Raw genomic sequence first — 26,738 nt, 5'->3', positions numbered from 1 at the left:
GTTCCCCGCGCCCCTCAGGGGCGCGGGGAACTGCGCGAGCGACCACGACGCGAGCCGCGCTCGACAAGTGGGCGCAACCAGGCAGACGCCGTGCGGCCAGTCGATGACTCAGCCGCACTCGCTGAACGAACGGCCCTTAAGACGCCGCGCCCGAGCTGGCCAGCGCCTCGGACAGTTCGCGGGCCACCTGCTGGAGCACCGGGACGATCTTGTCGGTCGCCGCCTCCGTGACGCGCCCCGCGGGCCCGGAGATGGAGATGGCCGCCGCCGTGGGCGAATCGGGCACCGGCACGGCGAGGCACCGCACCCCGATCTCCTGCTCGTTGTCGTCGACGGCGTAGCCGAGTCGGCGGACGTCCTCCAGCGCGTCGAGGAACCCGTCCGGCGTGGTGATCGTCTTCTCGGTCGCCGCGGGCATCCCGGTCCGGGACAGGAGCGCCCGCACCTCCCCGGCCGGCGCATGCGCGAGCAGCGCCTTGCCGACCCCGGTGGAGTGCGGCAGCACCCGCCGCCCGACCTCGGTGAACATCCGCATGGAGTGCTTGGACGGCACCTGGGCGACGTACACGATCTCGTCCCCGTCGAGCAGCGCCATGTTCGCCGTCTCGCCGGTCTCCTCGACGAGCCGCGCGAGGTACGGCCGCGCCCATGTGCCGAGCAGCCGGGACGCGGACTCTCCGAGCCGGATGAGCCGGGGCCCGAGCGCGTACCGCCGGTTGGGCTGCTGGCGTACGTAGCCGCACGCGACCAGGGTGCGCATCAGGCGGTGGATGGTCGGCAGGGGCAGACCGCTGCTCGCGGAGAGTTCGCTGAGCCCGACCTCGCCCCCCGCGTCGGCCATCCGCTCCAGCAGGTCGAAGGCGCGCTCCAGGGACTGGACGCCACCGCTGGGTGCGGACTTGGCGGCATCAGTGGTGCTGGCGTTCGACGTCGGCACGGCGCGTTCCTTTCGAGGACAGGCAGGCAGTGGTGCAGCCTACCGGCGGTTTCCGGCCGGGTACCCCCTTGACCTGGAAGTTCGTCGGTAGCTACATTCTGCCTTCCGGAAGGGTAATTCCACTTTGTGGAAACGTCCAGGGGGTCGGTGACCCTTGACGGACCGCGGACGCGACGTGAGACTCCTTCGTCAGAGCCTTCAACAGAACGTTGAAATCGAGCAGGGAACCCAGGAGGTCCAGGGTGTCAGAGGCCGAAGTCGAACTGGTGCTGCGCTCGACCCGCGTGGTCACCCCCGACGGCACGCGGCCCGCGTCCGTCGCCGTGGCCGCCGGAAAGATCGTCGCGGTGCTCGCGCACGACGCGGAGGTCCCGGCGGGCGCCAGGATCGAGGACTTCGGCGACCACGCCCTGCTCCCCGGCATCGTGGACACGCACGTCCATGTGAACGACCCCGGGCGCACGGAGTGGGAAGGCTTCTGGACGGCCACCCGTGCCGCCGCGGCCGGCGGCATCACGACCCTGGTCGACATGCCGCTGAACTCCCTGCCGCCGACCACCACCGTCGACAACCTGCGTACGAAGCAGGAGGTCGCCCGGGCGAAGGCCCACATCGACGTCGGCTTCTGGGGCGGCGCCCTGCCCGACAACGTCAAGGACCTGCGCCCCCTGCACGACGCCGGCGTCTTCGGCTTCAAGTGCTTCCTGTCGCCGTCCGGCGTCGACGAGTTCCCGCACCTGAACAGCGAGCAGCTGGCCGCCTCCATGGCCGAAATAGCCGGCTTCGGCGGCCTCCTCATCGTCCACGCCGAGGACCCGCACGAGCTGGACGCCGCCCCGCACCACAGCGGCCCCAAGTACGACGACTACCTGGCGACCCGCCCTCGTATCTCCGAGGACACCGCGATCAAGGGGCTCATCGACACCGCCAAGCGGATCGGCGCCCGCGTCCACATCCTGCACCTGTCCTCCTCCGACGCGCTGCCGCTGATCGCCGCCGCGAAGGCCGAGGGCGTCCGGCTGACCGTCGAGACGTGCCCGCACTACCTCACGCTCACCGCCGAGGAGGTCCCGGACGGGGCGAGCGAGTTCAAGTGCTGCCCGCCGATCCGCGAGGCCGCCAACCAGGACCTGCTGTGGCAGGCGCTCGCCGACGGCACCATCGACTGCGTCGTCACCGACCACTCGCCCTCCACCGCCGACCTGAAGACCGACGACTTCGCCACCGCGTGGGGCGGCATCTCCGGTCTCCAGCTCAGCCTCTCCGCCATCTGGACGGCGGCACGCGCGCGTGGGTACTCCCTCGACGACGTGGTCCGCTGGATGTCGGCCCGCACCTCCGCACTGGTCGGCCTCGACGACCGCAAGGGCGCCATCGCCGTCGGCCGCGACGCCGACTTCGCGGTGCTCGCCCCCGACGAGACCTTCACCGTCGACCCGGCCGCGCTCCACCACCGCAACCGCGTCACCGCGTACGCGGGCAAGACGCTGCACGGCGTCGTCAAATCGACCTGGTTGCGCGGGACACGCATCGTCGCCGACGGCGAGTTCACCGCTCCGCAGGGCAAGCTGCTCGAAAGGAAGAAGTAACACCGTGGCCGCATCCTCCGAGTCGTCCGTATCCGCCGACATACCCCGCTTCACCGGTGACGCGAGCCCCTTCGGCGGCGGCGACCCGTACGCCGACTACCGCACCGCCGACTTCCCCTTCACCCGCTACGCCGACCTCGCCGCGCGCACTCTCGGCGCCGGGGTGATCGCCGCGAACGACGAGTTCTTCGCGCAGCGCGAGAACCTCCTGGTCGCCGGGCGCGCCGAGTTCGACCCGGAGCACTTCGGCCACAAGGGCAAGGTCATGGACGGCTGGGAGACCCGCCGTCGCCGGGGCACGGGACCCGAGTACCCGTGGCCCACCGAGGACGACCACGACTGGGCGCTGATCCGGCTCGGCGCGCCCGGCGTGATCCGCGGCATCGTCGTCGACACCGCCCACTTCCGGGGCAACTACCCGCAGGCCGTCTCCGTCGAGGCGACCTCGGTGGCGGGCGCACCCACCCCCGAGGAACTGCTCGCCCCCGACGTGAAGTGGACGACGCTCGTGCCGCGCACGGCGGTCGGCGGCCACGCGGCCAACGGCTTCGCCGTCGACGTCGAGCGGCGCTTCACCCATCTGCGTCTCAACCAGCACCCCGACGGCGGCATCGCCCGCCTGCGCGTGCACGGCGAGGTCGTCCCGGACCCGGAGTGGCTCGCCACGCTCGGTACGTTCGACGTCGTCGCCCTCGCCAACGGCGGCCACGCCGAGGACGCCTCGAACCTCTTCTACTCGCCCGCCTCCAACACCATCCAGCCGGGTTACTCCCGCAAGATGGACGACGGCTGGGAAACCCGGCGCCGCCGCGACACCGGCAACGACTGGATCCGCTACCAGCTCGTCGCGCAGGCGCAGATCCGCGCCCTGGAGATCGACACGGCGTATCTGAAGGGGAACAGCGCCGGGTGGGCGTCGGTCTCCGTCAAGGACGGCGCCGACGGCGAGTGGGTCGAGGTGCTTCCCCGCACCCGCCTCCAGCCCGACACGAACCACCGCTTCGTGCTCGACACCCCGGCGGTCGGCACCCACGCACGTATCGACATCTATCCCGACGGCGGTATCTCCCGCCTGCGCCTGTTCGGCTCCCTGACGGAGCAGGGCGCCGCGCACCTGGCGGCGCGCCACGCGGAGTTGGGCGCGTAGCCGTCCTCACGTCCGCGGGGCCGCACCGGCTGACAGCACCGGTGCGGCCCCGCGGCCCGTTCGGCTATGCGGCGTGCCCGCCGTCCACCGCCAGCTCCGCACCCGTGACGTACGAGGCCGAGGGCCCCGCCAGATAGGTGACCGTGCGGGCCACCTCGTCCGCCGTGCCGAACCGGCCGAGCGCCGTCGCCTCCGCCTGCCCCGCCGCGTACGGCCCGTCCGCCGGGTTGAGATCGGTGTCGATCGGCCCGGGGTGGACGATGTTGGCGGTGATGCCCCGCCCGCCCAGCTCCCGCGCGAGCGCCTTCGTCAGCCCGATCAGGGCCGACTTGCTCATGGCGTACAGCGTGCCGCCGGGGCCCGGCACGTGCTTGGTCATGCACGTCCCGATGGTGACGATGCGCCCGCCCTCGCCGAGCACGGGCGCCGCGGCCTGCGTGGTGAGGAAGACGCCGCGCACGTTCACGGCGAGGGCCCGGTCCACGTCGGCGCGGGACAGGCTCTCCAGCGGGCCGAGGACACCGACGCCGACATTGTTGACCAATACGTCGAGCCGCCCGAACCGCTCCACGACCTGCGCCACCGCCCCCGCCGCCTCGTCCGCGTCCGCAGAATCGGCGCGGAGGGCGAGCCCGCGCCGCCCGACGGCCTCCACCCGCCGCACGACCTCCTCGGCGGCCTCCTTGCCCCGCACATAGGTGACGGCCACGTCGAAGCCGTCCTCCGCGAGCCGCACCGCCGTCGCCGCGCCGATGCCCCGGCTGCCGCCGGTCACCAGAGCCACCTTGCCGTTCATGCACTCTCCTGAGGTCATCGGTTGTGACGACATCGAGTACAGCGGCGTACGGGGGCGAAGGCTGGCGGCTATCGGACGGTAAGTCCGGACGCGTCCGGAGACACATGTGAACACCCGGAAAACATGCGGCCGTTGCTGTTGACGTGTACCCGTCTACGCGCGTCATGCTGAGCGGCATGAAGACTCCCCCACGCTTCATGAGCGTCGCGGCCCTCGCCGCCGCCCTCCTCGTCGGCGGCCCGGCCACGATCACCGCCCAGGCCGCCACGACGACCGCCCCGACGACCAGCGCGGCATCGCCGTTCTCCGCCGCCGCCGTCGGCGACATCTGCTTCTCCGACCTGCCGTCCCAGGCCCACGACACCCTGGACCTCATCGCGCGGGGCGGCCCGTTCCCGTACGACCAGGACGGTGTCGTCTTCCAGAACCGCGAAGGCGTCCTGCCGTCGCGGTCGACCGGGTACTACCACGAGTACACCGTCATCACGCCGGGCTCCTCCGATCGCGGCGCCCGTCGCATCGTCACCGGAGAGGCGAACCAGGAGGACTACTACACGTCCGACCACTACGCGTCGTTCGACCTGATCGACCACGCCTGCTGACCCGCTCCGCGCCCAGGGCGGGCCCTAGCCGTTCTTCTGGCTGTCCGCGGCCGCCAGTAGGGCGATCGCGAGCACGATCAGCGCGATGCTCCCGTAGACCTCGTACCCGTCGAGGAAGCCGAGATACTGGATCAGGCCCCAGCCCAGCCAGCCGGTGAACTCGTGGACGAGGCCGATCGCGCCCTGGACCAGGACGAGGACGCCGACGACCTCAAGGATCTGCTGCAACTCCTTCTTGTTCATGCCCGGCACTCTCGCCCCGCGGACCCCCCACGCACATCGGCCGCGGGGCGAGGCACATACGCCCATGCGTCGCCGCTCCGGGCGGCGGAAGCCGACCAAAGTCGCCGGCCGTGCGACTTTGGTCGGCTTCCGGCCGTCACGGACGGTACGGAGCCGGGGCCATGCGTAGATTTGTCGACCATGAAGGCGACGCAGCAGACCGGGACCACCGAGCAGGCGGCCGGACCGCAGCCCGGGTGGCGGCGTCGGCTGCTGCCCTCGGGCGCCGTCGGCGAACTCGACCTGGGCCCCGACGGTCACCCCGGCCGCCGCAAGCGCACCGCCCGAGACTGGGTGGTCGACTTCAGCTGCTTCCTGATCGCCGTCTTCTTCGGACTACTCCTCGGCGACCAGGTCTGGAACGACCCCACCACCCCACGCGCCCTCGCGGGCCTCGACCAACTCCTCGGCGCCCTCGCCTGCGCCGCGCTCTGGCTCCGCAGACGGTGGCCGCTCGGCCTCGTCATCGCCATGATCCCGGTCGGCTTCCTCTCCAACACCTCCGGCGGCGCGGACATGATCGCGCTCTTCACGCTCGCCGTGCACCGGCCGTTCCGCTACGTGGGCTGGACCGCGGCCGTCTCCCTCGCGCTCATCCCGCTCTTCTTCTGGCTGCGGCCCGACCCCGAATCGTCCTACCTGTCGGCGGTCGCGTGGACCGTCGTCGTCACGGTCACCGTCGTCGGCTGGGGCATGTTCGTCCGCTCCCGGCGCCAGTTGCTGGCATCCCTGCGCGACCGTGCGCACCGGGCCGAGACCGAGGCGGAACTCCGCGCCGAACGCGCCCAGCGGCTCGCCCGCGAAGCCATCGCCCGCGAGATGCACGACGTCCTCGCGCACCGTCTCACCCTGCTCAGCGTGCACGCCGGTGCGCTGGAGTTCCGGCCCGACGCTCCCCAGGCGGAGATCGCCCGCGCGGCCGGGGTCATCCGGGAGAGCGCGCACGAAGCGCTGCAGGACCTCCGCGAGATCATCGGCGTTCTGCGCGCCGCCGATCACGGGGAGGAGTCCGGGCGGCCCCAGCCCACGATCGCCGCGCTCGACACGCTGATCGCCGAGTCGCGGGAGGCGGGCATGAAGGTCAGCCTCGACCAGCGCGTCGCCGAACCCGAGAGTGTGCCCGCGTCCGTGGGCCGCACCGCCTACCGCATCGCGCAGGAGGGCCTCACCAACGCCCGCAAGCACGCACCCGGCGCGGAGGTCTCCGTCTCGGTGACCGGCGCCCCCGGCGACGGCCTCACCATCGAGGTCACCAACCCGCCCCCACCGGGTGCTGTCCCGCACGTCCCCGGCTCCGGACAAGGCCTGATCGGCCTCACGGAACGGGCGACCCTGGCGGGTGGCCACCTCGACCACGGACCCGGTCCGTCCGGCGGCTTCACGATCCGGGCGTGGCTCCCGTGGCCAACGCCCTGACGCTCCGCGCGGCCGGGCCATTCGCGCGGGCCTCCGGTTCCGCCGCGCCGCGATGCCGTTGTGTGGTCGGGTGCGGCGCCGTTGGGGTTGGTCGCGCAGTTCCCCGCGCCCCTGGTGGGCTTGCGGCTGCGCCGCGACGCCCTGTGTGTGGTCGGGTGCGGCGCCGTGGGGGTTGGTCGCGCAGTTCCCCGCGCCCCTGGTGGGCTTGCGGCTGCGCCGCGACGCCCTGTGTGTGGTCGGGTGCGGCGCCGTCGTGGCTGGTCGCGCAGTTCCCCGCGCCCCTTGGGGGCTTGCGGCTGCGCCGCGACGCCCCATACGTCGTCGGCTGACCCGCCGTCGTGGTTGCTCGCGCAGTTCCCCGCGCCCCTGAGATGCGCACTCCGTGCGCCATCTCGGGCTGGAGGTGGCGCGCGCAGTGTGCGCATCTCCCGTCCCGAGTGCGGTCTTCCTGGCGCGGCCCTGGCCGCATCGCCCGATGGAGGCGCGGCGAAGCCGCACGCCTCCAGGGGCGCGGGGAACTGCGCGCTCAGCCCCCACCGCCCGGTGATCGCGTCGCAAGGGCGCCCCACCCCTCCGGTGGCGTGCTTCTCAGGGGCGCGAGGAACTGCGCGACCAGCCCCCACCGACCCGGGGTCGCATCGCAAAGGCGCGCCACCCCGCCCAACCCCACCCCCGCCGCGCACCGTCAAAACCCCCCGCACCCAGCGACCGCTCAACCGGCGGAGCCCCCCGTTACGGTGACCCCATGAACCCGATCCGTCTGCTGCTCGTCGACGACGACCCCCTGGTCCGCTCCGGGCTGAGGTTGATGCTGGGAGGGGCCGAGGACGTGGGGATCGTCGGGGAGGCGGCCGACGGGGCGCAGGCGCTGGCGGTGGCCGAGGCGGTCCGCCCGGACGTCGTGCTCATGGACATCCGCATGCCGACGATGGACGGGCTGACGGCGACGGAGCGGCTGCGGGCGCGCCCGGACGCGCCCGAGGTCGTCGTGTTGACGACGTTCCACGCGGACGAGCAGGTGTTGCGGGCGCTGCGCGCGGGCGCCGCCGGATTCGTGCTGAAGGACGCCACCCCGGCCGCCATCCTCGCCGCCGTACGCAGCGTCGTCGCGGGCGACCCGGTGCTGTCGCCGGCGGTGACCCGCCAGCTCATGACGCACGCCGTGGCCTCCGAGCGCGACGTCCGCACGGCGGCGGCCCGGCGCCGCCTGGACGACCTGGCCGAGCGCGAACGGGACGTCGCGGTCGGCATCGGCCGCGGCCGCTCGAACGCCGAGATCGCCGCGGCCCTGTACTTGAGCGTCGCCACCGTCAAGGCGCACGTGTCCCGCATCATGACCAAGCTCGACCTCAACAACCGCGTGCAGATCGCCCTCCTCGTGCACGACGCGGGTCTGCTCGACGACTGACCGAGGTCCGTGAAGGCGTGACGTCACGGTACATTTCGCACCGTGATCTAAGTGGGGGGCGAAGGGGTGGAGCGAGGGATGGCAGGACCACGCCGGCGGACGGTGCGCGATCTGCGCCGCAACAACCGGGCGACCGTGCTGAGCAAGCTCTACTTCGACGGCCCGCTCAGCAGGCAGGAGTTGGGCCCGCTGACGGCCCTCAGTTCGGGCTCGATCAGCAACGTCGTGGCGGAGCTGATCGCGGACGGCCTCGTGGAGGAGGCGGGCTCGGTCGACTCCGACGGGGGCCGCCCCCGTACGTTGCTCCGGGTGGCGCCCGGCAGCGGCCACGTCGTGGGGGTGGACGTCGGCGAGACGCGCGTACGGGTGGAGCTGTTCGATCTGTCCCTCAGCGAACTCGCGCGCGTGGAGGCCCCGTTGCCCGTCGCCGGGCCGGACGGCACGTACGACGCGCACGAGATCGTACGGCTCATCGCGGGCGGCCTCACCGAGGTCCTGGCCGGGGCGGACGTGGCCCCGGCCTCGCTGATCGGCGTCGGCATCGGCGTGCCCGGCATCGTGGACGCCTCCGGCGCGTCGGGTGCCGTCGTGCACGGTCAGACGATCGGCTGGGAGGCCGTGCCCCTGGAGGCCATGCTGCGCGCCCCCGGCGAACTCCCGCCGGAGATCCCGCTCTTCGTCGACAACGGCGCGAAGACCCTCGGCCGCGCCGAGATGTGGTTCGGCGCGGGCCGCGGCGCCCGCAACGCGGTGATCACCCTCATCGGCTCGGGCGTCGGCGCCTGTGTCATCGCCGACGGCGTGCCCTACCAGGGCGCCTCCAGCAGCGCGGGGGAGTGGGGCCACACCGTCCTCCAGGTCGGCGGGCGGCTCTGCCGGTGCGGCGCGCGCGGCTGCCTGGAGGCGTACGTGGGCGCCGAGGCGCTGCTCGAACGGTGGCGGGAGACGGGCGGCGCCTGGACCGCCCCGGACGAGGAGGGCGCCCTCGCCGAACTCCTCGCCGCCCCGGACACCGGCGAACTCCTCGACCAGACCGCCGAGTACCTCGGCGCGGGCATCGCCGACCTGGTCAACCTCTTCAACCCGGAGCGGATCGTCATCGCGGGCTGGGCGGGCCTGCTGCTCGGCCCGCGCCTCATCGAACCGGTCCGCCGCGCCGCCGCCGCGTACGCGCTGCGCCACCCCCTGGCCCAGACCACCGTCGAACTCGGCCGCCTCGGCGCGGACGCGGTCACGGTCGGCGCGGCCACGCTGCCGCTGTCGCGTTTCCTGGAGACGGGCGGAGCGAGGCGGGCGCCGGGAACCGATCGCGGGCGCCGCGAGTTGAACGGGGTGAGGAGCGGCGAACGCTGAGCGCCGACGGGGACGCGGGAGTACGGGGGAGCACGCCATGGCGGACGCGGGGAAGATCGTCGACCTGGAGGAGTTCTCGGACGGCGGCGCACAGGCGTTCTACGCCGACCCCTACCCCGTCTACGAGGCGCTGCGCGCCCGTGGCACCGTGCACCGTGTACTCACCCCGGGCCCCGGCCCCCGCGAGGACCTCTACCTGATCGTCGGCCACGAGGCGGCCCGCGCCGCCTTCACCGACCCGCGCTTCGCCAAGACCCCGCCCTGGGGCTTCGAGGACGCCCTCATAGGCCGCCACCTCCTCTTCGCGGACCCGCCCGAGCACGGCAGGCTCCGCTCCCTCGTCACCCGCGCGTTCACCGCCCGCCGGGTCGCCGGACTCGCCCCGCGCATCCAGAAGATCACCGACGAACTCCTCGACGACATGGTGCCCCGCGGCTCCGCCGACCTGATCGCGGCGCTCGCCTTCCCGCTCCCGCTCGTCGTCATCTGCGAACTGCTGGGCGTCCCCGACATCGACCGGGACCGTTTCCGCCGCATGTCGACACAGGTGGTCGCCCCGACGAGCAGCGACGAGGAGGCGGATGTCATCCCGGAGCTGGCCGCCTACCTGGACGAGTTGATCGAGGCCAAGCGCTGTGCGGAACCGGCCGACGACCTGCTCTCCGCCCTCATCAGGACCACGGCGGAGGACGGCGACCGCCTCTCCCCGTCGGAGCTGCGCGCCATGGCGTTCCTGCTCCTGATCGCCGGCCACGAGACGACGGTGAACCTGATCGGCAACGGCGTACGGGCCCTGCTCGCCCACCCCGATCAACTGGCGGCCCTGCGCGCGGACCTGAGCCTCCTCGACGGCGCGGTGGAGGAGATGCTCCGCTACGACGGCCCGGTGGAGACGGCGACACACCGTTTCGCCGCCGAGCCGGTCGACATCGACGGCATCCACATCCCCGCCGGCGCCCCTGTCCTCATCGGCATCGGCTCGGCGGGCCGCGACCCGGACCGCTTCCCGTCCCCGGACACCTTCGACATCCACCGCGACCCCCGCGGCCACCTGGCCTTCGGCCACGGCATCCACTTCTGCCTGGGCGCCCCCCTGGCCCGCATGGAGGCCCGCACAGCAATCAACTCCCTCCTGACCCGCTGCCCCGACCTGCGCCTGGACGACCCCCCGACGACCTGGCTCCCAGGACTACTGATGAGAGGCACCCGAACCCTAAAAGTCCGCTGGTGAGGAGGGCGCCCCGCAAGGGGCGCGGGGAACGGCGCGAGCAACCACGACGAAGGGCAAGCTCGCCCGACCAGGCAACACCACCTACGGCGGCGCGTAAGAGGAAAGGGCCCGCACCACTCACACCCCGGGCACCTCATCCACCCGCACAACCCTCCGCTCGGCCCGCGACACCTCACAAGCCTCCGCAACCCGCAACGCCGCCAACGCCTCGAACCCGTCACACGGATTGACCCGCTCCCCGCGCACCACATCCACGAACGCCTTCAGCTCCGCCTCGTACGCGGCGGCGAACCGCTCGAGGAAGCCGGGCCACGGCTTCGCCGCGGCGGGCGGCCCTTCCGGCTCCGTGGAGGCGATCGGCGTACGGTCGTCGAGGCCGACGACGACCGTGTCGCGCTCGCCGGACAGCTCCATGCGGACGTCGTACCCGGCGCCGTTGCACCGCGTCGCCGTGGCGGTGGCCAGCGTCCCGTCGTCCAGGGTCAGCACGACGGCCGCCGTGTCGACGTCCCCCGCGGCGCGGAACATGGCGGGCCCCGCGTCGGACCCCATGGCGTACACCTCGACGACCTCCCGCCCGGTGACCCAGCGCAGGATGTCGAAGTCGTGGACGAGGCAGTCCCGGTAGAGCCCGCCGGACAGCGGCAGATACGCGGCCGGGGGCGGGGCGGGGTCGGAGGTCAGCGCCCGTACGGTGTGCAGCCGCCCGAGCGCCCCCGCCCGTACGGCTTCGCGCGCGGCCATGTACCCGGCGTCGAAGCGGCGCTGGAAGCCGAGCTGGAGGACGGTGCCCGCCGCCTCGACCTCCCGCAGCGCGGCGAGGGTGCCGGGCAGGTCGACGGCGATCGGCTTCTCGCAGAAGACCGGCAGTCCGGCGCGCGCCGCCCGGGCGATCAGTTCGGCGTGCGCGGCGGTGGCGGCGGTGATGACGAGGGCGTCGACGCCCCAGGCGAAGAGTTCGTCGACGCCGGGGGCCGCGGTCGCCCCGATGCGGTCGGCGAGCGCGACGGCCCGCCCGGGCTCGGCGTCGGTGACGACGAGGGAGCCGACCTCCCGGTACCGCTCCAGCACACCCGCGTGAAAGGTTCCGATCCGGCCCGTTCCGATGAGTCCGATGCGCATGGACCCAACGTGCCGCTCCCGCCACATACTGTCAATCCTTTGTCCTGACAAAGCGCCATCGTCGTGCGCCCGCCTCATGTCCGGACAATCGGACTTCCGGACTTCCTGACTTCCGGACTTCCCGTCAACAACACCTCGCCGCTACGCTCGCCCCGTGGCCAAACCCGTAGCCGACCCCACCCTCCCGCTCGAACTCGGCGTCGACCGTTCCAGCCCGGTCCCGCTGTACTTCCAGCTCTCCCAGCAGTTGGAGGCGGCGATCGAGCGCGGCGCCCTGACCCCCGGCAGCCTGCTCGGCAATGAGATCGAGCTGGCGGGCCGGCTCGGCCTGTCCCGGCCCACCGTCCGCCAGGCCATCCAGTCCCTCGTCGACAAGGGGCTGCTCGTGCGGCGCCGCGGCGTCGGCACCCAGGTCGTGCACAGCCAGGTCAAGCGCCCGCTGGAGCTGTCCAGCCTCTACGACGACCTGGAGGCCGCGGGCCAGCGCCCGGAGACCCGGGTCCTGGCCAACACCCTCGTGCCCGCCTCCGCCGAGGTCGCCGCCGCGCTCGCGCTCGCCGAGGGCGAGGAGGTGCACCGCGTCGAGCGGCTCCGCCTCGCCCACGGCGAGCCGGTCGCATACCTCTGCAACCATCTGCCGACCGGACTGCTCGCCCTGGAGGACGCCCGTCTGGAGGCGACGGGCCTGTACCGGCTGATGCGCACCGCAGGGATCACGCTGCACAGCGCCCGGCAGTCGGTCGGCGCACGGGCCGCGACCGCCGCCGAGGGCGAGCGCCTCACCGAGCCGGCGGGCGCCCCGCTCCTGACGATGCAGCGCACCACCTTTGACGACAAGGGGCGCGCGGTCGAGTTCGGCTCGCACACGTACCGGGCCTCGCGCTACTCCTTCGAGTTCCAGCTCCTCGTACGGTCCTGAACACGGCCCGCGCGAAAGCGGTCCGAATGTTATGACAAAGGCGTTGACGCTGCGGGGCGACCCCGCTACAAACTCCTCCAGCCGCACCGCGCGGCCGGAGGAGAGGTGGCTCCACCATGCGCAGGTCCCGCACGACGCCCCGTACAGCTCGCACCGCCGCGGCGCTCGTCGCGGTGGTCGCCCTCGCCGCCGGTTGCAGCGGATCGGGCGGCAAGGATTCCGAGGACAAGGCGGACGGGTCGTCCGGTGGGGGTCAGGGTGTCTCCACGCCCCGGCTCAAGATCGCGATGGTGACGCACTCGGGTGAGGGCGACACGTTCTGGGACATCGTCCGCAGCGGCGCCAAGCAGGCCGCCGCCAAGGACAACGTCGACTTCCTCTACTCCAACGACAAGGAGGCGAAGGGCCAGGCCGAGCTGGTGCAGGCGGCCATCGACAAGAAGGTCGACGGGATCGTCGTCACGCTCGCCAAACCGGAGGCCATGCAGGCGGTGCTCGGCAAGGCGAAGGCGGCGGGCATCCCGGTCGTCTCGATCAACTCGGGCTCGGAGTTCTCGCAGAGGTTCGGCGCGCTGAGCCACATCGGCCAGGAGGAGTCGGTGGCCGGTGAGGCGGTCGGCACGAAGCTGGCGCAGGAGGGCCGCAAGAAGGTCCTGTGCGTCATCCACGAACAGGGCAACGTCTCGCTGGAGCAGCGCTGCGCGGGCGTCAAGAAGACCTTCAAGGGCACGGTCGAGAACCTGAGCGTCGACGGCACCAACGCCCCCAGCTCCCAGTCCTCCATCGAGGCGAAGCTCCAGGCCGACAAGGACATCGACGCGATCGTGGCGCTCGGCGCGCCCGTAGCGGCCCTCGCCGTGAAGGCGAAGGACGACGCGGGCAGCAAGGCGGAGATCGCCACCTTCGACCTGAACGCCGAGGTCGTCCGGCGCCTCAAGGCGAAGGAGGTCGCCTTCGCCGTCGACCAGCAGCCCTACCTCCAGGGCTATCTGGCCGTCGACGAACTGTGGCTGTACAAGACCAACGGCAACGTCCTCGGCGGCGGAAAACCCGTCCTGACCGGCCCGGCCCTCGTCACCGCGCAGGACGTCCCCCAGCTCGAGAAGTACACCGCGCGCGGCACCCGGTGAACCGTTGGATGATCCCCGTGACCCATACTTGTGCGTTTGGGACCGCGAAACGGTCCCCAAGGACCGGACGACGGTCCACCGGGACCGGCCCGTCGCCGGTTCCGGTGTACGACGCAGCAGACCAAGAAGGGCACGGCCTCGTGGCACGGTTTCGGACCTGGGTGGGCATCGCCGTTGCGGGGGCGCTCGGCCTCTCGCTGGCGGGTTGCAGCAGCACCGGCGGCAAGCGGGCGGAGGACGCCAGGAAAGCCCAGGCCGCGCAGGGCAAGGCGGCGGTGAACACCCCGCGCTGGACGTTCGCGATGATCACCCACTCGGGCGACGGCGACACCTTCTGGGACATCGTCCAGAGCGGCGCCAAGCAGGCGGCGATCAAGGACAACATCAACTTCCTGTACTCGCACAACGACGAGGCCAACCAGCAGGCGCAGCTCGTCGACGCCGCGATCGACAAGAAGGTCGACGGCATCATCGTCACCCTCGCCAAGCCCGCCGCCATGAAGGCCGCCGTCGCCCGCGCCGAGAAGGCCGGCATCCCGGTGATCACGGTGAACTCGGGCTCCGCCGAGTCCAAGGCGTTCGGCGCCCTCACCCACATCGGACAGGACGAGAAGATCGCGGGCCGGGCCGTCGGCGAGGAGCTGAACAAGCGCGGCAAGAAGAAGGCGCTGTGCATCCTGCACGAGCAGGGCAACGTCGGCCATGAGCAGCGCTGCGAAGGCGCCAAGGAGACGTTCAAGGGCACGATGACCAACCTGTACGTCGAGGGCACCAACATGCCCGACGTGCAGTCCTCCATCGAGGCCAAGCTCCAGTCCGACAAGTCCGTCGACGCCGTCGTCACGCTCGGCGCCCCCTTCGCCGCCACCGCCGTGAAGTCGGCCGAGGACGCGGGCAGCAAGGCCGAGATCGACACCTTCGACCTGAACGAGAAGGTCGCCCAGGGCCTCAAGGACGGCTCGCTCGGCTTCGCCGTCGACCAGCAGCCCTACCTCCAGGGCTACCAGGCCGTCGACCTGCTCTGGCTCTACCGGTACAACGCCAACGTGCTCGGCGGCGGACAGCCCGTCCTCACCGGCCCGCAGATCGTGACCAAGGACGAGGCCGCCAAGCTCGAGGAATACGCGAAGCGGGGGACACGATGACGATGACCGCTCCCGAGAAGCAGCCCGGAAAGCAGCCGGACCCGCCGGCCGACGAGCGGCTGCTGCGCACCTCGCCCTGGAAGAAGCTGCTCGGCCGCCCCGAGCTGGGCTCGGTCGTCGGTGCCGTCGCGGTCTTCGTCTTCTTCGCGATCTTCGCGGACAGCTTCCTGCGCGCGACCAGCCTCGCGACGGTCCTGTACGCGGCCTCCACGCTCGGCATCATGGCCGTGCCGGTGGCGCTTCTCATGATCGGCGGCGAGTTCGACCTGTCGGCCGGTGTCCTCGTGACGTCCTCCGCGCTGATCTCGTCGATGTTCAGCTACCAGATGACGGCGAACACCTGGGTAGGCGTCGGTGTGTCGCTCCTGGTCACCCTCGCCATCGGCGTCTTCAACGGCGTGATGCTGACCCGCACCAAACTGCCCAGCTTCATCATCACGCTCGGCACGTTCCTGATGCTGACCGGCATGAACCTCGGCTTCACCAAGCTCATCAGCGGCACCGTCTCCACGAAGTCGATCTCCGACATGGAAGGCTTCTCCTCGGCCAAGTCGGTCTTCGCCTCGACCATCACCATCGGCGGCATCGACTTCAAGATCACGATCATCTGGTGGCTGGCGCTAATCCTGGTGGCGACCTGGATCCTGCTGCGCACCCGCGCCGGCAACTGGATCTTCGCGGTCGGCGGTGACGTGGACGCGGCCCGCGCGGTCGGCGTCCCGGTCAACAAGACCAAGATCGGCCTCTACATGGGCGTCGCCTTCGGCGCCTGGATCTCCGGCCAGCACCTGCTCTTCTCGTACGACGTCGTGCAGTCCGGCGAAGGCGTCGGCAACGAGCTGATCTACATCGTCGCGGCCGTCATCGGCGGCTGTCTGATCACCGGCGGCTACGGCTCCGCGGTCGGCGCCGCCATCGGCGCGCTGATCTTCGGCATGACCAGCAAGGGCATCGTGTTCGCCGAGTGGAACTCGGACTGGTTCAAGTTCTTCCTCGGAGCGATGCTGCTCCTCGCGACCCTGCTCAACGCGTGGGTCCGCAAGCGCGCGGAGGCGATCAAGTGAGTACGCAGCACGAACCGGCGGCGCCGCTGGTGGAACTCGAGGGCGTCAGCAAGTACTACGGCAACATCCGCGCCCTGGAGGACGTGTCGCTGCTCGTGAACGCGGGGGAGATCACCTGCGTCCTCGGCGACAACGGGGCGGGCAAGTCCACCCTCATCAAGATCATCGCAGGGCTTCACCGGCACGACGCGGGCACCTTCTCCATCGAGGGCGAGGAGACGAAGCTCGCGAACCCGCGCGACGCGCTGGACCGCGGGATCGCCACCGTCCACCAGAACCTCGCCGTCGTCCCCCTGATGCCGGTCTGGCGCAACTTCTTCCTCGGCTCCGAGCCGACGAAGGGGGCGGGCCCGTTCAAGCGGATGGACGTCGAGTTCATGCGCCGGACGACCCGCGAGGAGCTCGCCCGCATGGGCATCGACCTGCGCGACGTCGACCAGCCCGTCGGCACGCTCTCAGGCGGCGAGCGCCAGTGCGTCGCGATCGCCCGGGCGGTGTATTTCGGCGCGAAGGTGCTGGTCCTGGACGAGCCCACGGCGGCGCTCGGCGTGAAGCAGTCCGGGGTGGTCCTGAAGTACGTGGCCGCGGCGCGGGACGCGGGTCTCGGCGTGGTCCTCATCACGCACAACCCGCACCACGCGTACCTGGTGGGTGACCGTTTCGTCCTGCTCAAGCGCGGGGCGATGTTCGGCAGCCACACCCGCGACGAGATCACGCTGGACGAACTGACCCGCCAGATGGCAGGCGGCAACGAACTGGACGACCTCCGGCACGAGCTGGAGCGGGCGCCGGTGCCTACGCATTTGGGTGGGCATTCGGGGGGCGGGGCGGAGAAGTAACGCCGGCCCGACCCGTGGGCTGGCCGCGGGAGCATCGTGGTCGCTCGCGCCGTTCCCCGCGCCCCTGGGAAGCGTCTGCCACGCCCGGGTCGCACCCCGACCGCACCACCGTCGTGGCTGCTCGCGCAGTTCCCCGCGCCCCTGAAGGCCTGCGGCTCCGCCGCGCCTCCAGCCGCCCCCCTGAGATGCCGCACGAAGTGCGCATCCCAGGGGCGCGGGGAACTGCGCGCTCAGCCCCCACCGGCCGGCTGGTCGCGATGGAGACGTGCAGCACCCCGCTGGTGGCGTGTCTGTCAGGGGCGCGGGGAACGGCGCGACCAGCCCCCACCGGCCTGCCGGTCGCGACCAAAACGCCCGTCACCCCACCCGTGGCGTGTCCCTCAGGGGCGCGGGGAACTGCGCGACCAACCCCCACCGGCCTGCCGGTCGCGACCAAAACGCTCGCCACCCCACCCGTAGCGTGCCCTCAGGGACGCGAGGAACCACCGACCCGCACCCCACCCCCCACCCCATCACCGAGCCGCCCGAGAACCCCGCCCAAGAAGGCCCCCGCCCACCCGACCCACCCCCCGAACCAGAAACCCGGATCGCGGCGCAGCCACCCCGTGAGGCAGAATCGCCGCAATGAGCACCTACCGCGACCTAGCCCACCGTGGCTCCGCCCGGGCCACCGTCCTGCGGACGGTCGGCACCCGGGAGCGCCGCTCGCATCTGACGGCCCCGCGCGTCCCCACCGTCGGTATCGACATCGGCGGCACGAAGGTGATGGCTGGAGTCGTCGACGCGGACGGCGTCATCCTGGAGACGTTGCGGGCGGAGACGCCGGACAAGTCGAAGAGCCCGAAGGTCGTCGAGGACACGATCACGGAGCTGGTCCTGGACCTGTCGGACCGCCACGACGTGCACGCGGTCGGCATCGGCGCGGCCGGCTGGGTCGACGCGGACCGCAACCGGGTCCTGTTCGCCCCGCACCTGTCGTGGCGCAACGAACCGCTCCGGGACCGTCTCGCGGGGCGCCTCTCGGTCCCCGTACTGGTCGACAACGACGCGAACACGGCGGCCTGGGCCGAGTGGCGGTTCGGCGCGGGGCGCGGCGAGGAACACCTCGTCATGATCACCCTGGGCACCGGCATCGGCGGCGCGATCCTGGAGGACGGCCAGGTCAAGCGCGGCAAGTTCGGCGTGGCGGGGGAGTTCGGCCATATGCAGGTCGTCCCCGGAGGGCACCGCTGCCCGTGCGGCAACCGGGGCTGCTGGGAGCAGTACAGCTCGGGCAACGCGCTGGTCCGTGAGGCCCGCGAGCTGGCCGCCGCCGACTCCCCGGTGGCGTACAACATCATCGAGCGGGTGAAGGGCAGCGTCCCCGACATCACGGGCCCGCTGATCACGGAGCTGGCCCGCGAGGGCGACGCGATGTGCGTGGAGCTGTTGCAGGACATCGGCCAGTGGCTCGGCGTCGGCATCGCGAACCTGGCCGCCGCGCTCGACCCGTCCTGCTTCGTGATCGGCGGCGGCGTGTCGGCCGCCGACGACCTGCTCATCGGCCCGGCACGGGACGCGTTCAAGCGCCATCTGACCGGCCGCGGCTACCGCCCGGAGGCCCGGATCGCCCGCGCCCAGCTCGGCCCGGAGGCGGGCATGGTGGGCGCCGCCGACCTGGCCCGCCTGGTCGCGCGTCGCTTCCGCCGTGCGAAGCGCCGCCGCGTGGAGCGCTACGAGCGGTACGACCGCTACGCCCGTACCGCCGGTGACGCCGAGGGCTGAGGCCGCGCAGAATGACCGGGACGACAGGAATGCCAGCCATGACGACGACCGTGCCCCGCCAGCCCCCGTCCCCGGACGAGGAGCCGCCGCCCCAGGGGCAGGCCCGCCGCCGCGTGATCCGCCGCCGCGCCCTCACCCTCCTGACCATCGTGCTGCTCATCGGGATCCCCGCCGGCTATCTGGTGATCTCGGCGAACCAGAGCCGTGACAGCGGCAAGGACAAGGAGGCCAAGTACTCGGCGACGGGCCTGACCATCGGCTGGCCGTCGAAGGTGCAGCGGCGCCTGTACGAGATCCCGATCCCCCGGCAGTCCCGCGCCGTCGCCTACTACGAGACGAACAACTACAAGGTCAGCCGCCTGTACGCACAGTTTCTCACCGGCGGCGACGGCCTGGAGAAGTTCCTCGAGGACATCGGCAGCAGCACGGACGAGCTGCGGCAGGACGACTGGGCGATCAGCGACCGCGACCGGTCGGTGGCGGGCTGGGAGTTCACGGGCCCCGGCCCCTGGTACGGCCTCACGCACGCGCAGAAGGACCCGTCGCCCACCCACAGCGTCGTGGTGAACCGCTCCAACCCGGACCACCCCATGGTCTACGTAGTCTCGACCACGCACCCCTGACGACCGCCCCCGGACCGTCGGCCCCGGATTGTGAACAACGGGTGTGAACAGCGCGTTGCAGTACGGAAGTTGATCTGGCCGGAACACCCGCCCCTCCCTACACTCCGGGCGTGACGACACAGACCGAACCACCCGGAATCCTGACCGACGAGGCCGCCTACGACCGGCGCCGGCTGCGACAGTGGCTCGCCGGGCGGGCGAGGGCCGACACCGTGGACCGCCGCGACCTGCTGAGACTCCTCGCGGCGGCGGGCCTCGCGACCGCCTTGCCGCCCGCTCTCGCCGCCCCGGCCCACGCCGCGCCCCGGGCGACCGCCCCGGCCGCCGCCGCGCCCGGCATCGTCAAGCCCCTCCCCGCCGACCGCTTCACGATCCGCGGCACGAACGCCGAGACGAACTTCGCCGCGCTCGCGGAGACCGGCCACTCCACGCCCGTCTCCCACTTCTTCGTCCGCAACCACACCTCGACGCCGCTCATCGACCCGGCGACCTGGGAGCTGAGGCTGTGGGGCGACGGCCTCGCGGGCGGCAAGGAGAGGACGTTCACGCTCGCCGACCTCAAGCGGTTGCCCACCGTGACCCGCTCCGCGTTCGTCGAGTGCGCGGGCAACGGCCGCAGCTTCTACGCGAGCCAGCAGGGCCAGAGCGTCGAGGGCACCGCCTGGACCCTCGGCGCGATCGGCTCGGCCCGCTGGCGCGGCGCCCGCCTCTCCGACGTCCTGCGCCTCGCGGGGATCCGGCGCGACGCGGTCGACATCCTGCCGCGCGGCCTCGACCCGGAGTACGTGACGGCGGACGGCACGAACCTGGGCCGGGTGCGCCGCCCCCTGCCCGTACCGAAGGCCCTCGACGACGTACTCCTCGCCTACGAGATGAACGGCGCGCCCCTCCCGCCGGACCACGGTGCCCCGGTCCGCCTCGTCGTCCCGTCCTGGGTCGGCATCGCGTCGACGAAGTGGGTCGGCGACATCGAGGTGTCGCGCGAGCCGCTGTTCTCACCCTGGAACACGATCTTCTACCGCCTGTTCGGCGCCGCGTACCCGCCCGAGGGCAGCGCCCCGCTGACCCGCCAGACCCTGAAGTCCGCCTTCGAACTCCCCTGGAACGCGACCCTGCCCGCCCGCACCGGCCACCGCCTCACGGGCCGCTCCTGGTCGGCGACGGGCACCATCGCGCGCGTGGACGTCAGCACGGACGCGGGCCGCACCTGGCACCGCGCCCAGCTCAACGACACCCCGCGCCGCGCCGACTGGGTCCGCTGGTCCACCCGCTGGCACCCGACCGCCAAGGGCCCGACGGAACTCCTCGCCCGAGCCACGGACACCACGGGCCACACCCAGCCCGCCACCGCGGTCCACAACACCCAGGGCTACTTGTTCGACGCGGTGGTACGCCACCCGGTCACCGTCGTCTGACACCGACCCTTTGATCGACATCCCCATGGTGTACGGCGGCGCCGGCTTCCGGCTACGCGCCGCTCCGCGCGACGGCGTGGACGGTGACTCCTTCGGACACGACGGCGGCGGTTCGGCCCCTCTGGCCTGGCCCGGCCCGGCGCGGGAGTCGGTGTCTCCTACATCACCAACCTGCTCATCGCGGCGGGCGCCCGCCGATGCCATATACGATCCTCATCCCCCTCGCTGCCCGCGCACTCACTTCACCGGAGCACCTCTGATGGAAACCGGCGCCTCGGTCTTCGCCACCCCCGCCACCATGCCGCCGGGATCGCTGGCCCGGCTCCTGGAGGAGCACGGGCACACCGCCCTCTACTTCGCCGAGCACACGCACGCCGTGGCGGGAGCGCAGCCCGCCCGGATGCCGCACAAGTTCCGGGAGACACTCGATCCGTTCGTGGCCGCCACGGCCGCCGCCTGTGCCACTCGTTCACTGCGCGTCGGCAGCGCCATCTGTCTGGTGGCCCAGCACGATCCGCTGGTGCTGGCCAAGACCGTCGCGAGCGTCGACCATCTCTCCGGCGGTCGCGTCGACTTCGGCGTCGGCGCGGGCTGGGCCACCGACGAGATGCGGCACCACGGTGTGGACCCGGACCGCCGCTTCGCTCGCATGCGGGAGCACGTGGAGGCGATGCGGGCGATCTGGACTCAGCCGACGGCCGACTACGCGGGCGAGTTCGTCACCTTCGAGGGCGTCTGGTCCCGGCCCAAGCCGGCTCAGTGGCCGCATCCTCCGGTCATGGTCGGCGGCATGGGTCCCCGGGTACTGGACCGGGTCCTCGCCTATGGGGATGCCTGGCTGCCCGATTTCGCGAACGAGGACACGCTCACCCACACGCTGAGCCGCATCCCCGAACTGAACAAGCGGGCCGAGGACGCCGGACGCGCTCGCGTTCCTGTGGTCCTGGCCGGCGTACCGCATGACCCGCGCATTCTGGAACGCTGTGAACAGGCAGGTGTCACACGGGTGCTGACCTTGCTGCCGGCGGCCGGACGGGCCGTGGTCGAGCGGTATCTGGAGCAGTACGAACTGGCGATCGCCGCATGGCGGGGTGAGTGAGTGCTCAGCTTGCCTGTCGCAACGCCACCGTGCCGCGCTCCATGAAGCGAACCGCCAGCGGATGGGCGCCGGTCGAGGGACACACCGGCCACAGCGGCATGGGCGGGGCTCCTCCGAGCGGGACGAACTCGGTGAATCCGCCGCACAGCGTCACGTTGGTGGGCCGGGCCCCCTCCGGCCGGTCCCGCAGTCGCGTGGCCCCGCTCACCGTGTTGATCATTACCGGATGTTCGGCGAGTTCCGACCAGCCGAGGCTGTGCCGGCCGGCCGGCGGGGAGCTGCGGGCGACACATGCGACTTGACCTTCACCCTGACGTCAAGGTTGATGCTGCCACCCATGACCACACCAACCCCTTCTTCCTCCGAGCGGGCCACCTCCTGGGCCCTGGCCGTCCTCACTCTCTGCTCGTTCACTCTCGGCACCGGCGAAATCATGATCGCCGGCCTGCTGCCGGACATCGCCGCCGATGCCGATGTCTCACTGTCCACGGCAGGGCTGCTGGTCAGCTCCTTCGCCATGACCGTCGTCATCGGGGGCCCGGTCCTCGCCCTGACCACCGGGCGAGCGCGCAGGCGACGGCTGTTGATCGCTCTGATGGCCGTCTACGTACTCGGCAACATCGTCTCCGCGGTGGCGCCCTCCTTCTGGCCGCTGGCCGGTGGCCGGATCATCGCCGCGCTGGCCCACTCCGCGCTGATGCCCCTCTTCTTCGGCATCGCCGCGGACATCGTGCCGCCGCACAAGCGGGGCATGGCGGTTGCCAGGGTCTCGCTGGGCTTCAGCCTGGCGATGATCGCCGGCCTGCCCATCGGTACCGCACTCGGACAGTGGCTGGACTGGCGCGCCACCTTCTGGGCGGTCGCGGCGCTGACCCTCGCCGCCACCGTGCCCGTCGCGGCCCTCGCCCCCGACACCGCCGGCATCTCTGCCGACGACGACCAGGGCAGGCTGAGGGAGCTCAAGGTTCTCGGTGACCGCAGGGTGCAGATCGTCACGGGGATCACCGCACTGTGTGCGGCTGCTTCCTTCACCGCCTACACCTACGTCACTCCTCTGCTCACCGATGCCGTCGGATTCGGCGCATCCTCGGTCACCGTCCTCCTGTTGCTGTTCGGCATCGGAGGCACAGTCGGCAACCTGATCGGCGGTCGGCTCACGGACCGCTCGGTTCTCGGTGCCGTAACGGTCGGCGTCGCGGCCCTGGCGGCGTCCCTGCTGCTCCTGGGCGGCTCCACCGACGTCAAGTACGTGGCGGTGGCGTTCCTGTTCCTGTTCGGCGCCGCCTACTACGCGGTCATGCCCGCGGTGAACACCCGCCTGCTCAACGTGGCCTCGCAGCAGGCCCGCACCCTGGCACTGACCGTGCAGAGCTCGGCGTTCAACCTCGGTACGGCTCTGGGCGGGTGGCTCGGCGGCCGGGTCATCGCCGCGGGCGCCGGACTGCGCTGGCTGCCCGTTGTCGGTGGTGTCGTCGCTCTGATCGCCCTGCTGCTCGCCTTGGGCGAGACCACGGGAGAGCGACGTCGTACAGCCGGCCGGCAAACGGAAGCCGAGCCCGTGTCCGTTAAGACGGTCTGAGCACTCCGACCGGAAAGGAAGAGGACCATGCGCATCGGGGAACTCGCGTACGCCACCGGCACGACCACGCGCGCACTGCGTTATTACGAGGAACACGGACTGCTGCACCCCGAGCGCACCTCGAACGGGTACCGCGTCTACGGTCCCGACGCCGTGCGGGTCGTGGAGAACATCCGGCTGCTGTTGGCGGCCGGTCTCACCACGGAGGACCTGCTCCTCATCGACGACTGCCTGCGTGACGAGTTGCTGAGCGAGCACAGCTGCACGGACCTCAGCGCCAAGATCGCCGTCTTCGAGCAGCGGCTCTCGGTGATTCAGCAGCGGATCGACCATCTCACCCGTGTCCGTGCCGAGTTGCGCGACCGGCTCGGCGAACTGCGCGACCGGGTCGCCCCACCCGGGGAACGGGTCTGCCCCCGCCGCCTCGCGGAGAACAAGGCGGCCTGAGCACCCTGTCCGGGACGCCGTCCCGTGCTCCGCCGCCAACCCGGGGCCGTCAGCGGCTTCGCTGATGGAGGAAGCGGTGCGCCCACGTGAGGGCCGGGTGAAGACGCGGCCAGCATGCCGCACTGCGTCCGGAGCGGGCTCTATGCGCTGAGAGGCTGGATCTGACCGGCGAGACCGGCGGCAGCGCCCGACGCGTCGGGCTGTGCGTGCGTCGAGCCGTCGGCTTCACCCGGCTGTGTGAGAGTTTGTGAGACGTGAGAGGGTCTGGGGCGTGAGTGAGATGCCGTCGAACACCCTGCAATACCGCTTTGACGGGCCAGAGGAGGCCCCGGTCCTGATCCTCGGTCCCTCACTGGGCACCACCTGGCACATGTGGGACCGCCAGATACCCGAGCTGGCCAAGCAGTGGCGGGTGCTCCGCTTCGATCTTCCCGGGCACGGCGGCGCCCCCGCCCATCCGGCCGGTTCCGTCGCGGAGCTCGCGAACCGGCTTCTCGCCACCCTCGACGCCGTGGGCGTGCAGCGCTTCGGGTACGCGGGCTGTTCGCTCGGCGGTGCGGTCGGTGCCGAGCTGGCGCTGCGCCATCCGCAGCGCGTCGCCTCCCTCGCCCTGATCGCGGCCTCGCCGAGATTCGGGACGGCCGACGAGTTCCGCCAGCGCGGCGTCATCGTGCGCAGCAACGGGCTCGACCCGATCGCGCGGACCTCGCCCGAGCGCTGGTTCACCTCCGGCTTCGCCGCCGCGCAGCCCGCCATCACCGACTGGGCCGTGCAGATGGTCCGCATGACCGACCCGGGCTGCTACATCGCCGCGTGCGAGGCGCTCGCCGCCTTCGACATCCGTACGGAGCTGGGCGCCATCGGGGTGCCGACCCTCGTCCTGGTGGGGTCGGAGGACCAGGTCACCGGCCCGGCCGAGGCCCGTACGCTCGTCGCCGGCATCCCGGACGCGCGGCTCGCCGTCGTTCCCGGCGCCTCGCACCTGGCCCCGGTCGAGCAGCCGGCGGCCGTCACCGATCTCCTCGTACGCCACTTCTCCTCGGCCTGGATCCCCGGCTACGAGACCGGGCAGCACGCGATCGTCGCCGCCCCCGCCAAGCCGGTGATCGCGCCGCCGCCCCCGCCGGTCGCCCCGGTCGCCGAGATCGCCGCCGCTCAGCCGGAGGCGGCGGTGCGCGCCGATCCGCACGAGGCGGGGCTGAAGGTGCGCCGCGAGGTCCTCGGCGACGCGCACGTGGACCAGGCGCTCGCCACGGCCGACGACTTCTCCGGCGACTTCCAGGAGTTCCTCACCCGCTACACCTGGGGCGAGGTGTGGAACCGCGGCGGCCTCGACCGCCGCATGCGCTCCGTCGTGGCGCTGACGGCCCTGGTCGCGGGCGGGCACCACGAGGAGCTGGCAGCGCACACCCGGGCCGCCCTGCGCAACGGCCTCACCGCCGACGAGATCAAGGAAGTGCTGATCCAGACGGCGGTCTACTGCGGGATGCCCGCCGCGAACGCCGCTTTCAAGGTGGCCAAGGAGGTCATCCGCGAGGAGACGACACCACAGGAGTAGGGCCCGTCCGCCCGTCCGCCCGTACGGCGGAGCAGGATGGGATCCATGAAGCTCACGAAGAAGTCCCACTCCTGCGTCCGCCTGGAGAAGGACGGACAGACGCTGGTCATCGACCCGGGCGGGTTCTCCGAGGAGGACGCCGCGCTCGGCGCCGACGCGATCCTGGTGACGCACGAGCACCCCGACCACTTCGACGAGGCACGGCTGCGCGCCGGGATGGAGGCCAACCCCGGCGCGCGGATCTGGACGCTGAGGTCGGTGGCGGAGCAGCTCTCGGCGGCGTTCCCGGGCCGCGTCCACACGGTGGGCCACGGCGACACGTTCACGGCGGCGGGGTTCGACGTCCAGGTCCACGGCGAGCTGCACGCCGTCATCCATCCGGACATCCCGCGCATCACGAACGTCGGCTACCTCGTGGACGGCGGCGCCGTCTTCCACCCCGGTGACGCGCTCACCGTCCCCGACCACCCTGTCGAGACGCTGATGCTGCCCGTCATGGCCCCGTGGAACAAGATCTCCGAGGTCATCGACTACGTACGCGAGGTCAAGCCGAGCCGCGCCTACGACATCCACGACGCGCTCCTCACCGACCTCGCCCGGCCGATCTACGACCGGCAGATCGGCGGGCTCGGCGGGGCCGAGCACCTGCGCCTGACGCCGGGCGACTCGGCGCAGCTCTGAACACCCGCTAGCGGGCGAGGAGTTCGAGCACCTCGTCCACCGTGCCGAGCTGGGCGATGCGGGGGAAGATCTTGCCCATGGAGTGCTCGTGGGACGCGGCGTCCGTGTCGGTCGTCGCGTCCGTGACGATCACCTGGTGGTAGCTCAGCTCGAACGCGGAGCGCGCGGTCGACTCGACGCCGATCGACGTCGAGATGCCGCCGAGCACGATCTGCGTGACGCCGCGCCGGCGCAACTGCAGGTCCAGTTCGGTGCCGGTGAAGGCGCCCCAGTGCCGCTTGGTGATCACGATGTCGTCGCCGAGGGGGCCCAGCTCGGCCGGGAACTCCGCGAACTCGGCGGGCGGCGCCTGCCGGGGGCCGGGCGCCTCGGTGCGGCTCACCGGCAGGTCGCCGCCGTCCGGCGACCAGGCCACGCGCACACGCACGACGGGCAGGCCCTTGGCGCGGAAGGCGTCGGCGAGCCGCGCGGCGTTCTTCAGCACGTCCGCCGAGGGGTGCACGGTGGGCAGGCCGAGGATGCCGTTCTGGAGGTCGATGAGGACGAGCGCGGGGCGCTCGTCCAGGGGGGTGCTGATGCTCATGGTGCGCAG

The 26,738-nt window shown here is 71.7% G+C and carries 26 protein-coding genes; 20 read left to right on the top strand and 6 right to left on the bottom strand.

Annotated features, from left to right (window positions below):
• Positions 1-136: 136 nt before the first annotated feature.
• Complete coding sequence (locus ABZ877_RS20485; RefSeq protein WP_361073049.1) at positions 137-937, bottom strand: IclR family transcriptional regulator; 801 nt, start codon at positions 935-937, stop codon at positions 137-139.
• Between the two features lie 242 nt (positions 938-1,179).
• Here ABZ877_RS20485 and allB point away from each other — a divergent pair, with 242 nt between their 5' ends.
• Both allB and alc read left to right on the top strand, forming a co-directional pair.
• On the top strand, positions 1,180-2,526 hold the full coding sequence (gene allB, locus ABZ877_RS20480) for an allantoinase AllB (RefSeq protein WP_361073046.1): 1,347 nt from the start codon (positions 1,180-1,182) through the stop codon (positions 2,524-2,526).
• Between the two features lie 4 nt (positions 2,527-2,530).
• Positions 2,531-3,673: an allantoicase gene (gene alc, locus ABZ877_RS20475; RefSeq protein ID WP_361073043.1), complete on the top strand. Its 1,143-nt coding sequence runs from the start codon at positions 2,531-2,533 to the stop codon at positions 3,671-3,673.
• A gap of 64 nt (positions 3,674-3,737) precedes the next feature.
• Here alc and ABZ877_RS20470 read toward each other — a convergent pair whose 3' ends face one another.
• Positions 3,738-4,469, bottom strand: a complete 732-nt coding sequence (locus ABZ877_RS20470; protein WP_361073040.1) for an SDR family oxidoreductase — start codon at positions 4,467-4,469, stop codon at positions 3,738-3,740.
• A gap of 176 nt (positions 4,470-4,645) precedes the next feature.
• Between ABZ877_RS20470 and ABZ877_RS20465 the strand changes: the two genes are divergently transcribed.
• Positions 4,646-5,071 carry a ribonuclease gene (locus ABZ877_RS20465; protein ID WP_361073037.1) on the top strand — a complete coding sequence of 142 codons (426 nt, stop codon included), beginning with the start codon at positions 4,646-4,648 and terminating at the stop codon, positions 5,069-5,071.
• A 24-nt stretch (positions 5,072-5,095) separates the two neighbouring features.
• Here the strand turns inward: ABZ877_RS20465 and ABZ877_RS20460 are convergent, their stop codons facing one another.
• The gene (locus tag ABZ877_RS20460) at positions 5,096-5,314 is read right to left on the bottom strand and encodes a hypothetical protein (RefSeq protein ID WP_361073034.1); all 219 of its coding nucleotides are present in this window, start codon (positions 5,312-5,314) and stop codon (positions 5,096-5,098) included.
• Positions 5,315-5,494: 180 nt separating this feature from the next.
• Between ABZ877_RS20460 and ABZ877_RS20455 the strand changes: the two genes are divergently transcribed.
• The 4 genes from ABZ877_RS20455 (at position 5,495) to ABZ877_RS20440 (ending at position 10,761) form a co-directional block, all read left to right on the top strand.
• Complete coding sequence (locus ABZ877_RS20455; protein ID WP_361073031.1) at positions 5,495-6,769, top strand: histidine kinase; 1,275 nt, start codon at positions 5,495-5,497, stop codon at positions 6,767-6,769.
• Positions 6,770-7,514: 745 nt separating this feature from the next.
• A complete protein-coding gene (locus ABZ877_RS20450) occupies positions 7,515-8,177 on the top strand; it encodes a response regulator transcription factor (protein ID WP_361073028.1) in 663 nt (220 codons plus the stop codon).
• A gap of 78 nt (positions 8,178-8,255) precedes the next feature.
• Entirely contained in the window at positions 8,256-9,530 is a 1,275-nt protein-coding gene (locus ABZ877_RS20445; protein ID WP_361073025.1) for an ROK family transcriptional regulator, read from the top strand.
• A 37-nt stretch (positions 9,531-9,567) separates the two neighbouring features.
• Positions 9,568-10,761, top strand: a complete 1,194-nt coding sequence (locus tag ABZ877_RS20440) for a cytochrome P450 (protein WP_361073022.1) — start codon at positions 9,568-9,570, stop codon at positions 10,759-10,761.
• Positions 10,762-10,878: 117 nt separating this feature from the next.
• Here the strand turns inward: ABZ877_RS20440 and ABZ877_RS20435 are convergent, their stop codons facing one another.
• Complete coding sequence (locus ABZ877_RS20435) at positions 10,879-11,883, bottom strand: Gfo/Idh/MocA family oxidoreductase (protein WP_361073019.1); 1,005 nt, start codon at positions 11,881-11,883, stop codon at positions 10,879-10,881.
• 154 nt (positions 11,884-12,037) lie between these two features.
• On the opposite strand from ABZ877_RS20435, the gene ABZ877_RS20430 reads away from it, so the two are divergent.
• The 9 genes from ABZ877_RS20430 (at position 12,038) to ABZ877_RS20390 (ending at position 21,881) form a co-directional block, all read left to right on the top strand.
• The gene (locus tag ABZ877_RS20430; protein WP_361073016.1) at positions 12,038-12,802 is read left to right on the top strand and encodes a GntR family transcriptional regulator; all 765 of its coding nucleotides are present in this window, start codon (positions 12,038-12,040) and stop codon (positions 12,800-12,802) included.
• A 116-nt stretch (positions 12,803-12,918) separates the two neighbouring features.
• Entirely contained in the window at positions 12,919-13,932 is a 1,014-nt protein-coding gene (locus ABZ877_RS20425; RefSeq protein WP_361073013.1) for a sugar ABC transporter substrate-binding protein, read from the top strand.
• 140 nt (positions 13,933-14,072) lie between these two features.
• Positions 14,073-15,077, top strand: a complete 1,005-nt coding sequence (locus tag ABZ877_RS20420; protein WP_361073010.1) for a sugar ABC transporter substrate-binding protein — start codon at positions 14,073-14,075, stop codon at positions 15,075-15,077.
• On the top strand, positions 15,074-16,141 hold the full coding sequence (locus ABZ877_RS20415) for an ABC transporter permease (RefSeq protein WP_361073007.1): 1,068 nt from the start codon (positions 15,074-15,076) through the stop codon (positions 16,139-16,141). Before ABZ877_RS20420 ends, ABZ877_RS20415 begins: the two co-directional genes overlap by 4 nt.
• Entirely contained in the window at positions 16,108-16,980 is an 873-nt protein-coding gene (locus ABZ877_RS20410; protein ID WP_361073004.1) for an ATP-binding cassette domain-containing protein, read from the top strand. Before ABZ877_RS20415 ends, ABZ877_RS20410 begins: the two co-directional genes overlap by 34 nt.
• Positions 16,981-17,604: 624 nt before the next feature.
• Positions 17,605-18,744 carry an ROK family glucokinase gene (locus ABZ877_RS20405; RefSeq protein ID WP_361073001.1) on the top strand — a complete coding sequence of 380 codons (1,140 nt, stop codon included), beginning with the start codon at positions 17,605-17,607 and terminating at the stop codon, positions 18,742-18,744.
• Between the two features lie 38 nt (positions 18,745-18,782).
• Positions 18,783-19,367 carry a sugar kinase gene (locus ABZ877_RS20400; protein ID WP_361072998.1) on the top strand — a complete coding sequence of 195 codons (585 nt, stop codon included), beginning with the start codon at positions 18,783-18,785 and terminating at the stop codon, positions 19,365-19,367.
• Between the two features lie 110 nt (positions 19,368-19,477).
• Positions 19,478-20,782: a sulfite oxidase gene (locus ABZ877_RS20395; RefSeq protein WP_361072995.1), complete on the top strand. Its 1,305-nt coding sequence runs from the start codon at positions 19,478-19,480 to the stop codon at positions 20,780-20,782.
• A gap of 259 nt (positions 20,783-21,041) precedes the next feature.
• Positions 21,042-21,881, top strand: coding sequence for a TIGR03619 family F420-dependent LLM class oxidoreductase (locus ABZ877_RS20390; protein ID WP_361072992.1), 840 nt, complete (start codon positions 21,042-21,044; stop codon positions 21,879-21,881).
• Positions 21,882-21,885: 4 nt separating this feature from the next.
• On the opposite strand, the gene ABZ877_RS20385 is transcribed toward ABZ877_RS20390, so the two are convergent.
• Complete coding sequence (locus tag ABZ877_RS20385) at positions 21,886-22,101, bottom strand: hypothetical protein (RefSeq protein ID WP_361072989.1); 216 nt, start codon at positions 22,099-22,101, stop codon at positions 21,886-21,888.
• Between the two features lie 117 nt (positions 22,102-22,218).
• Between ABZ877_RS20385 and ABZ877_RS20380 the strand changes: the two genes are divergently transcribed.
• The 4 genes from ABZ877_RS20380 to ABZ877_RS20365 all read left to right on the top strand — a co-directional run bounded on the left by ABZ877_RS20380 (position 22,219) and on the right by ABZ877_RS20365 (position 26,146).
• The gene (locus tag ABZ877_RS20380; protein ID WP_361072986.1) at positions 22,219-23,460 is read left to right on the top strand and encodes an MFS transporter; all 1,242 of its coding nucleotides are present in this window, start codon (positions 22,219-22,221) and stop codon (positions 23,458-23,460) included.
• A 27-nt stretch (positions 23,461-23,487) separates the two neighbouring features.
• Positions 23,488-23,907: a MerR family transcriptional regulator gene (locus ABZ877_RS20375; protein WP_361072983.1), complete on the top strand. Its 420-nt coding sequence runs from the start codon at positions 23,488-23,490 to the stop codon at positions 23,905-23,907.
• 271 nt (positions 23,908-24,178) lie between these two features.
• Positions 24,179-25,465 (top strand): 4-carboxymuconolactone decarboxylase, encoded by a 1,287-nt coding sequence (gene pcaC / locus ABZ877_RS20370; protein WP_361072980.1) that lies wholly within the window; start codon positions 24,179-24,181, stop codon positions 25,463-25,465.
• 45 nt (positions 25,466-25,510) lie between these two features.
• Positions 25,511-26,146, top strand: a complete 636-nt coding sequence (locus tag ABZ877_RS20365) for an MBL fold metallo-hydrolase (protein ID WP_361072977.1) — start codon at positions 25,511-25,513, stop codon at positions 26,144-26,146.
• Positions 26,147-26,153: 7 nt separating this feature from the next.
• Here the strand turns inward: ABZ877_RS20365 and ABZ877_RS20360 are convergent, their stop codons facing one another.
• Positions 26,154-26,729, bottom strand: coding sequence for a hydrolase (locus ABZ877_RS20360; protein WP_361072974.1), 576 nt, complete (start codon positions 26,727-26,729; stop codon positions 26,154-26,156).
• Between the last annotated feature and the right edge of the window lie 9 nt (positions 26,730-26,738).

Source organism: Streptomyces sp. NPDC046939 (assembly GCF_040644575.1).
Classification (GTDB): domain Bacteria; phylum Actinomycetota; class Actinomycetes; order Streptomycetales; family Streptomycetaceae; genus Streptomyces.
This window is presented reverse-complemented; position numbering and strand designations above follow the sequence as displayed.

Excerpts from the sequence above, each read along its gene's own strand:
- ABZ877_RS20470 (WP_361073040.1), bottom strand. The coding sequence starts at position 4,469 with ATGAACGGCAAGGTGGCTCTGGTGACCGGCGGCAGCCGGGGCATCGGC.
- ABZ877_RS20465 (WP_361073037.1), top strand. The coding sequence starts at position 4,646 with ATGAAGACTCCCCCACGCTTCATGAGCGTCGCGGCCCTCGCCGCCGCC.
- ABZ877_RS20460 (WP_361073034.1), bottom strand. The coding sequence starts at position 5,314 with ATGAACAAGAAGGAGTTGCAGCAGATCCTTGAGGTCGTCGGCGTCCTC.
- ABZ877_RS20455 (WP_361073031.1), top strand. The coding sequence starts at position 5,495 with ATGAAGGCGACGCAGCAGACCGGGACCACCGAGCAGGCGGCCGGACCG.
- ABZ877_RS20450 (WP_361073028.1), top strand. The coding sequence starts at position 7,515 with ATGAACCCGATCCGTCTGCTGCTCGTCGACGACGACCCCCTGGTCCGC.
- ABZ877_RS20445 (WP_361073025.1), top strand. The coding sequence starts at position 8,256 with ATGGCAGGACCACGCCGGCGGACGGTGCGCGATCTGCGCCGCAACAAC.
- ABZ877_RS20440 (WP_361073022.1), top strand. The coding sequence starts at position 9,568 with ATGGCGGACGCGGGGAAGATCGTCGACCTGGAGGAGTTCTCGGACGGC.
- ABZ877_RS20435 (WP_361073019.1), bottom strand. The coding sequence starts at position 11,883 with ATGCGCATCGGACTCATCGGAACGGGCCGGATCGGAACCTTTCACGCG.
- ABZ877_RS20425 (WP_361073013.1), top strand. The coding sequence starts at position 12,919 with ATGCGCAGGTCCCGCACGACGCCCCGTACAGCTCGCACCGCCGCGGCG.
- ABZ877_RS20415 (WP_361073007.1), top strand. The coding sequence starts at position 15,074 with ATGACGATGACCGCTCCCGAGAAGCAGCCCGGAAAGCAGCCGGACCCG.
- ABZ877_RS20405 (WP_361073001.1), top strand. The coding sequence starts at position 17,605 with ATGAGCACCTACCGCGACCTAGCCCACCGTGGCTCCGCCCGGGCCACC.
- ABZ877_RS20400 (WP_361072998.1), top strand. The coding sequence starts at position 18,783 with ATGACGACGACCGTGCCCCGCCAGCCCCCGTCCCCGGACGAGGAGCCG.
- ABZ877_RS20390 (WP_361072992.1), top strand. The coding sequence starts at position 21,042 with ATGGAAACCGGCGCCTCGGTCTTCGCCACCCCCGCCACCATGCCGCCG.
- ABZ877_RS20385 (WP_361072989.1), bottom strand. The coding sequence starts at position 22,101 with ATGATCAACACGGTGAGCGGGGCCACGCGACTGCGGGACCGGCCGGAG.
- ABZ877_RS20380 (WP_361072986.1), top strand. The coding sequence starts at position 22,219 with ATGACCACACCAACCCCTTCTTCCTCCGAGCGGGCCACCTCCTGGGCC.
- ABZ877_RS20375 (WP_361072983.1), top strand. The coding sequence starts at position 23,488 with ATGCGCATCGGGGAACTCGCGTACGCCACCGGCACGACCACGCGCGCA.
- ABZ877_RS20365 (WP_361072977.1), top strand. The coding sequence starts at position 25,511 with ATGAAGCTCACGAAGAAGTCCCACTCCTGCGTCCGCCTGGAGAAGGAC.
- ABZ877_RS20360 (WP_361072974.1), bottom strand. The coding sequence starts at position 26,729 with ATGAGCATCAGCACCCCCCTGGACGAGCGCCCCGCGCTCGTCCTCATC.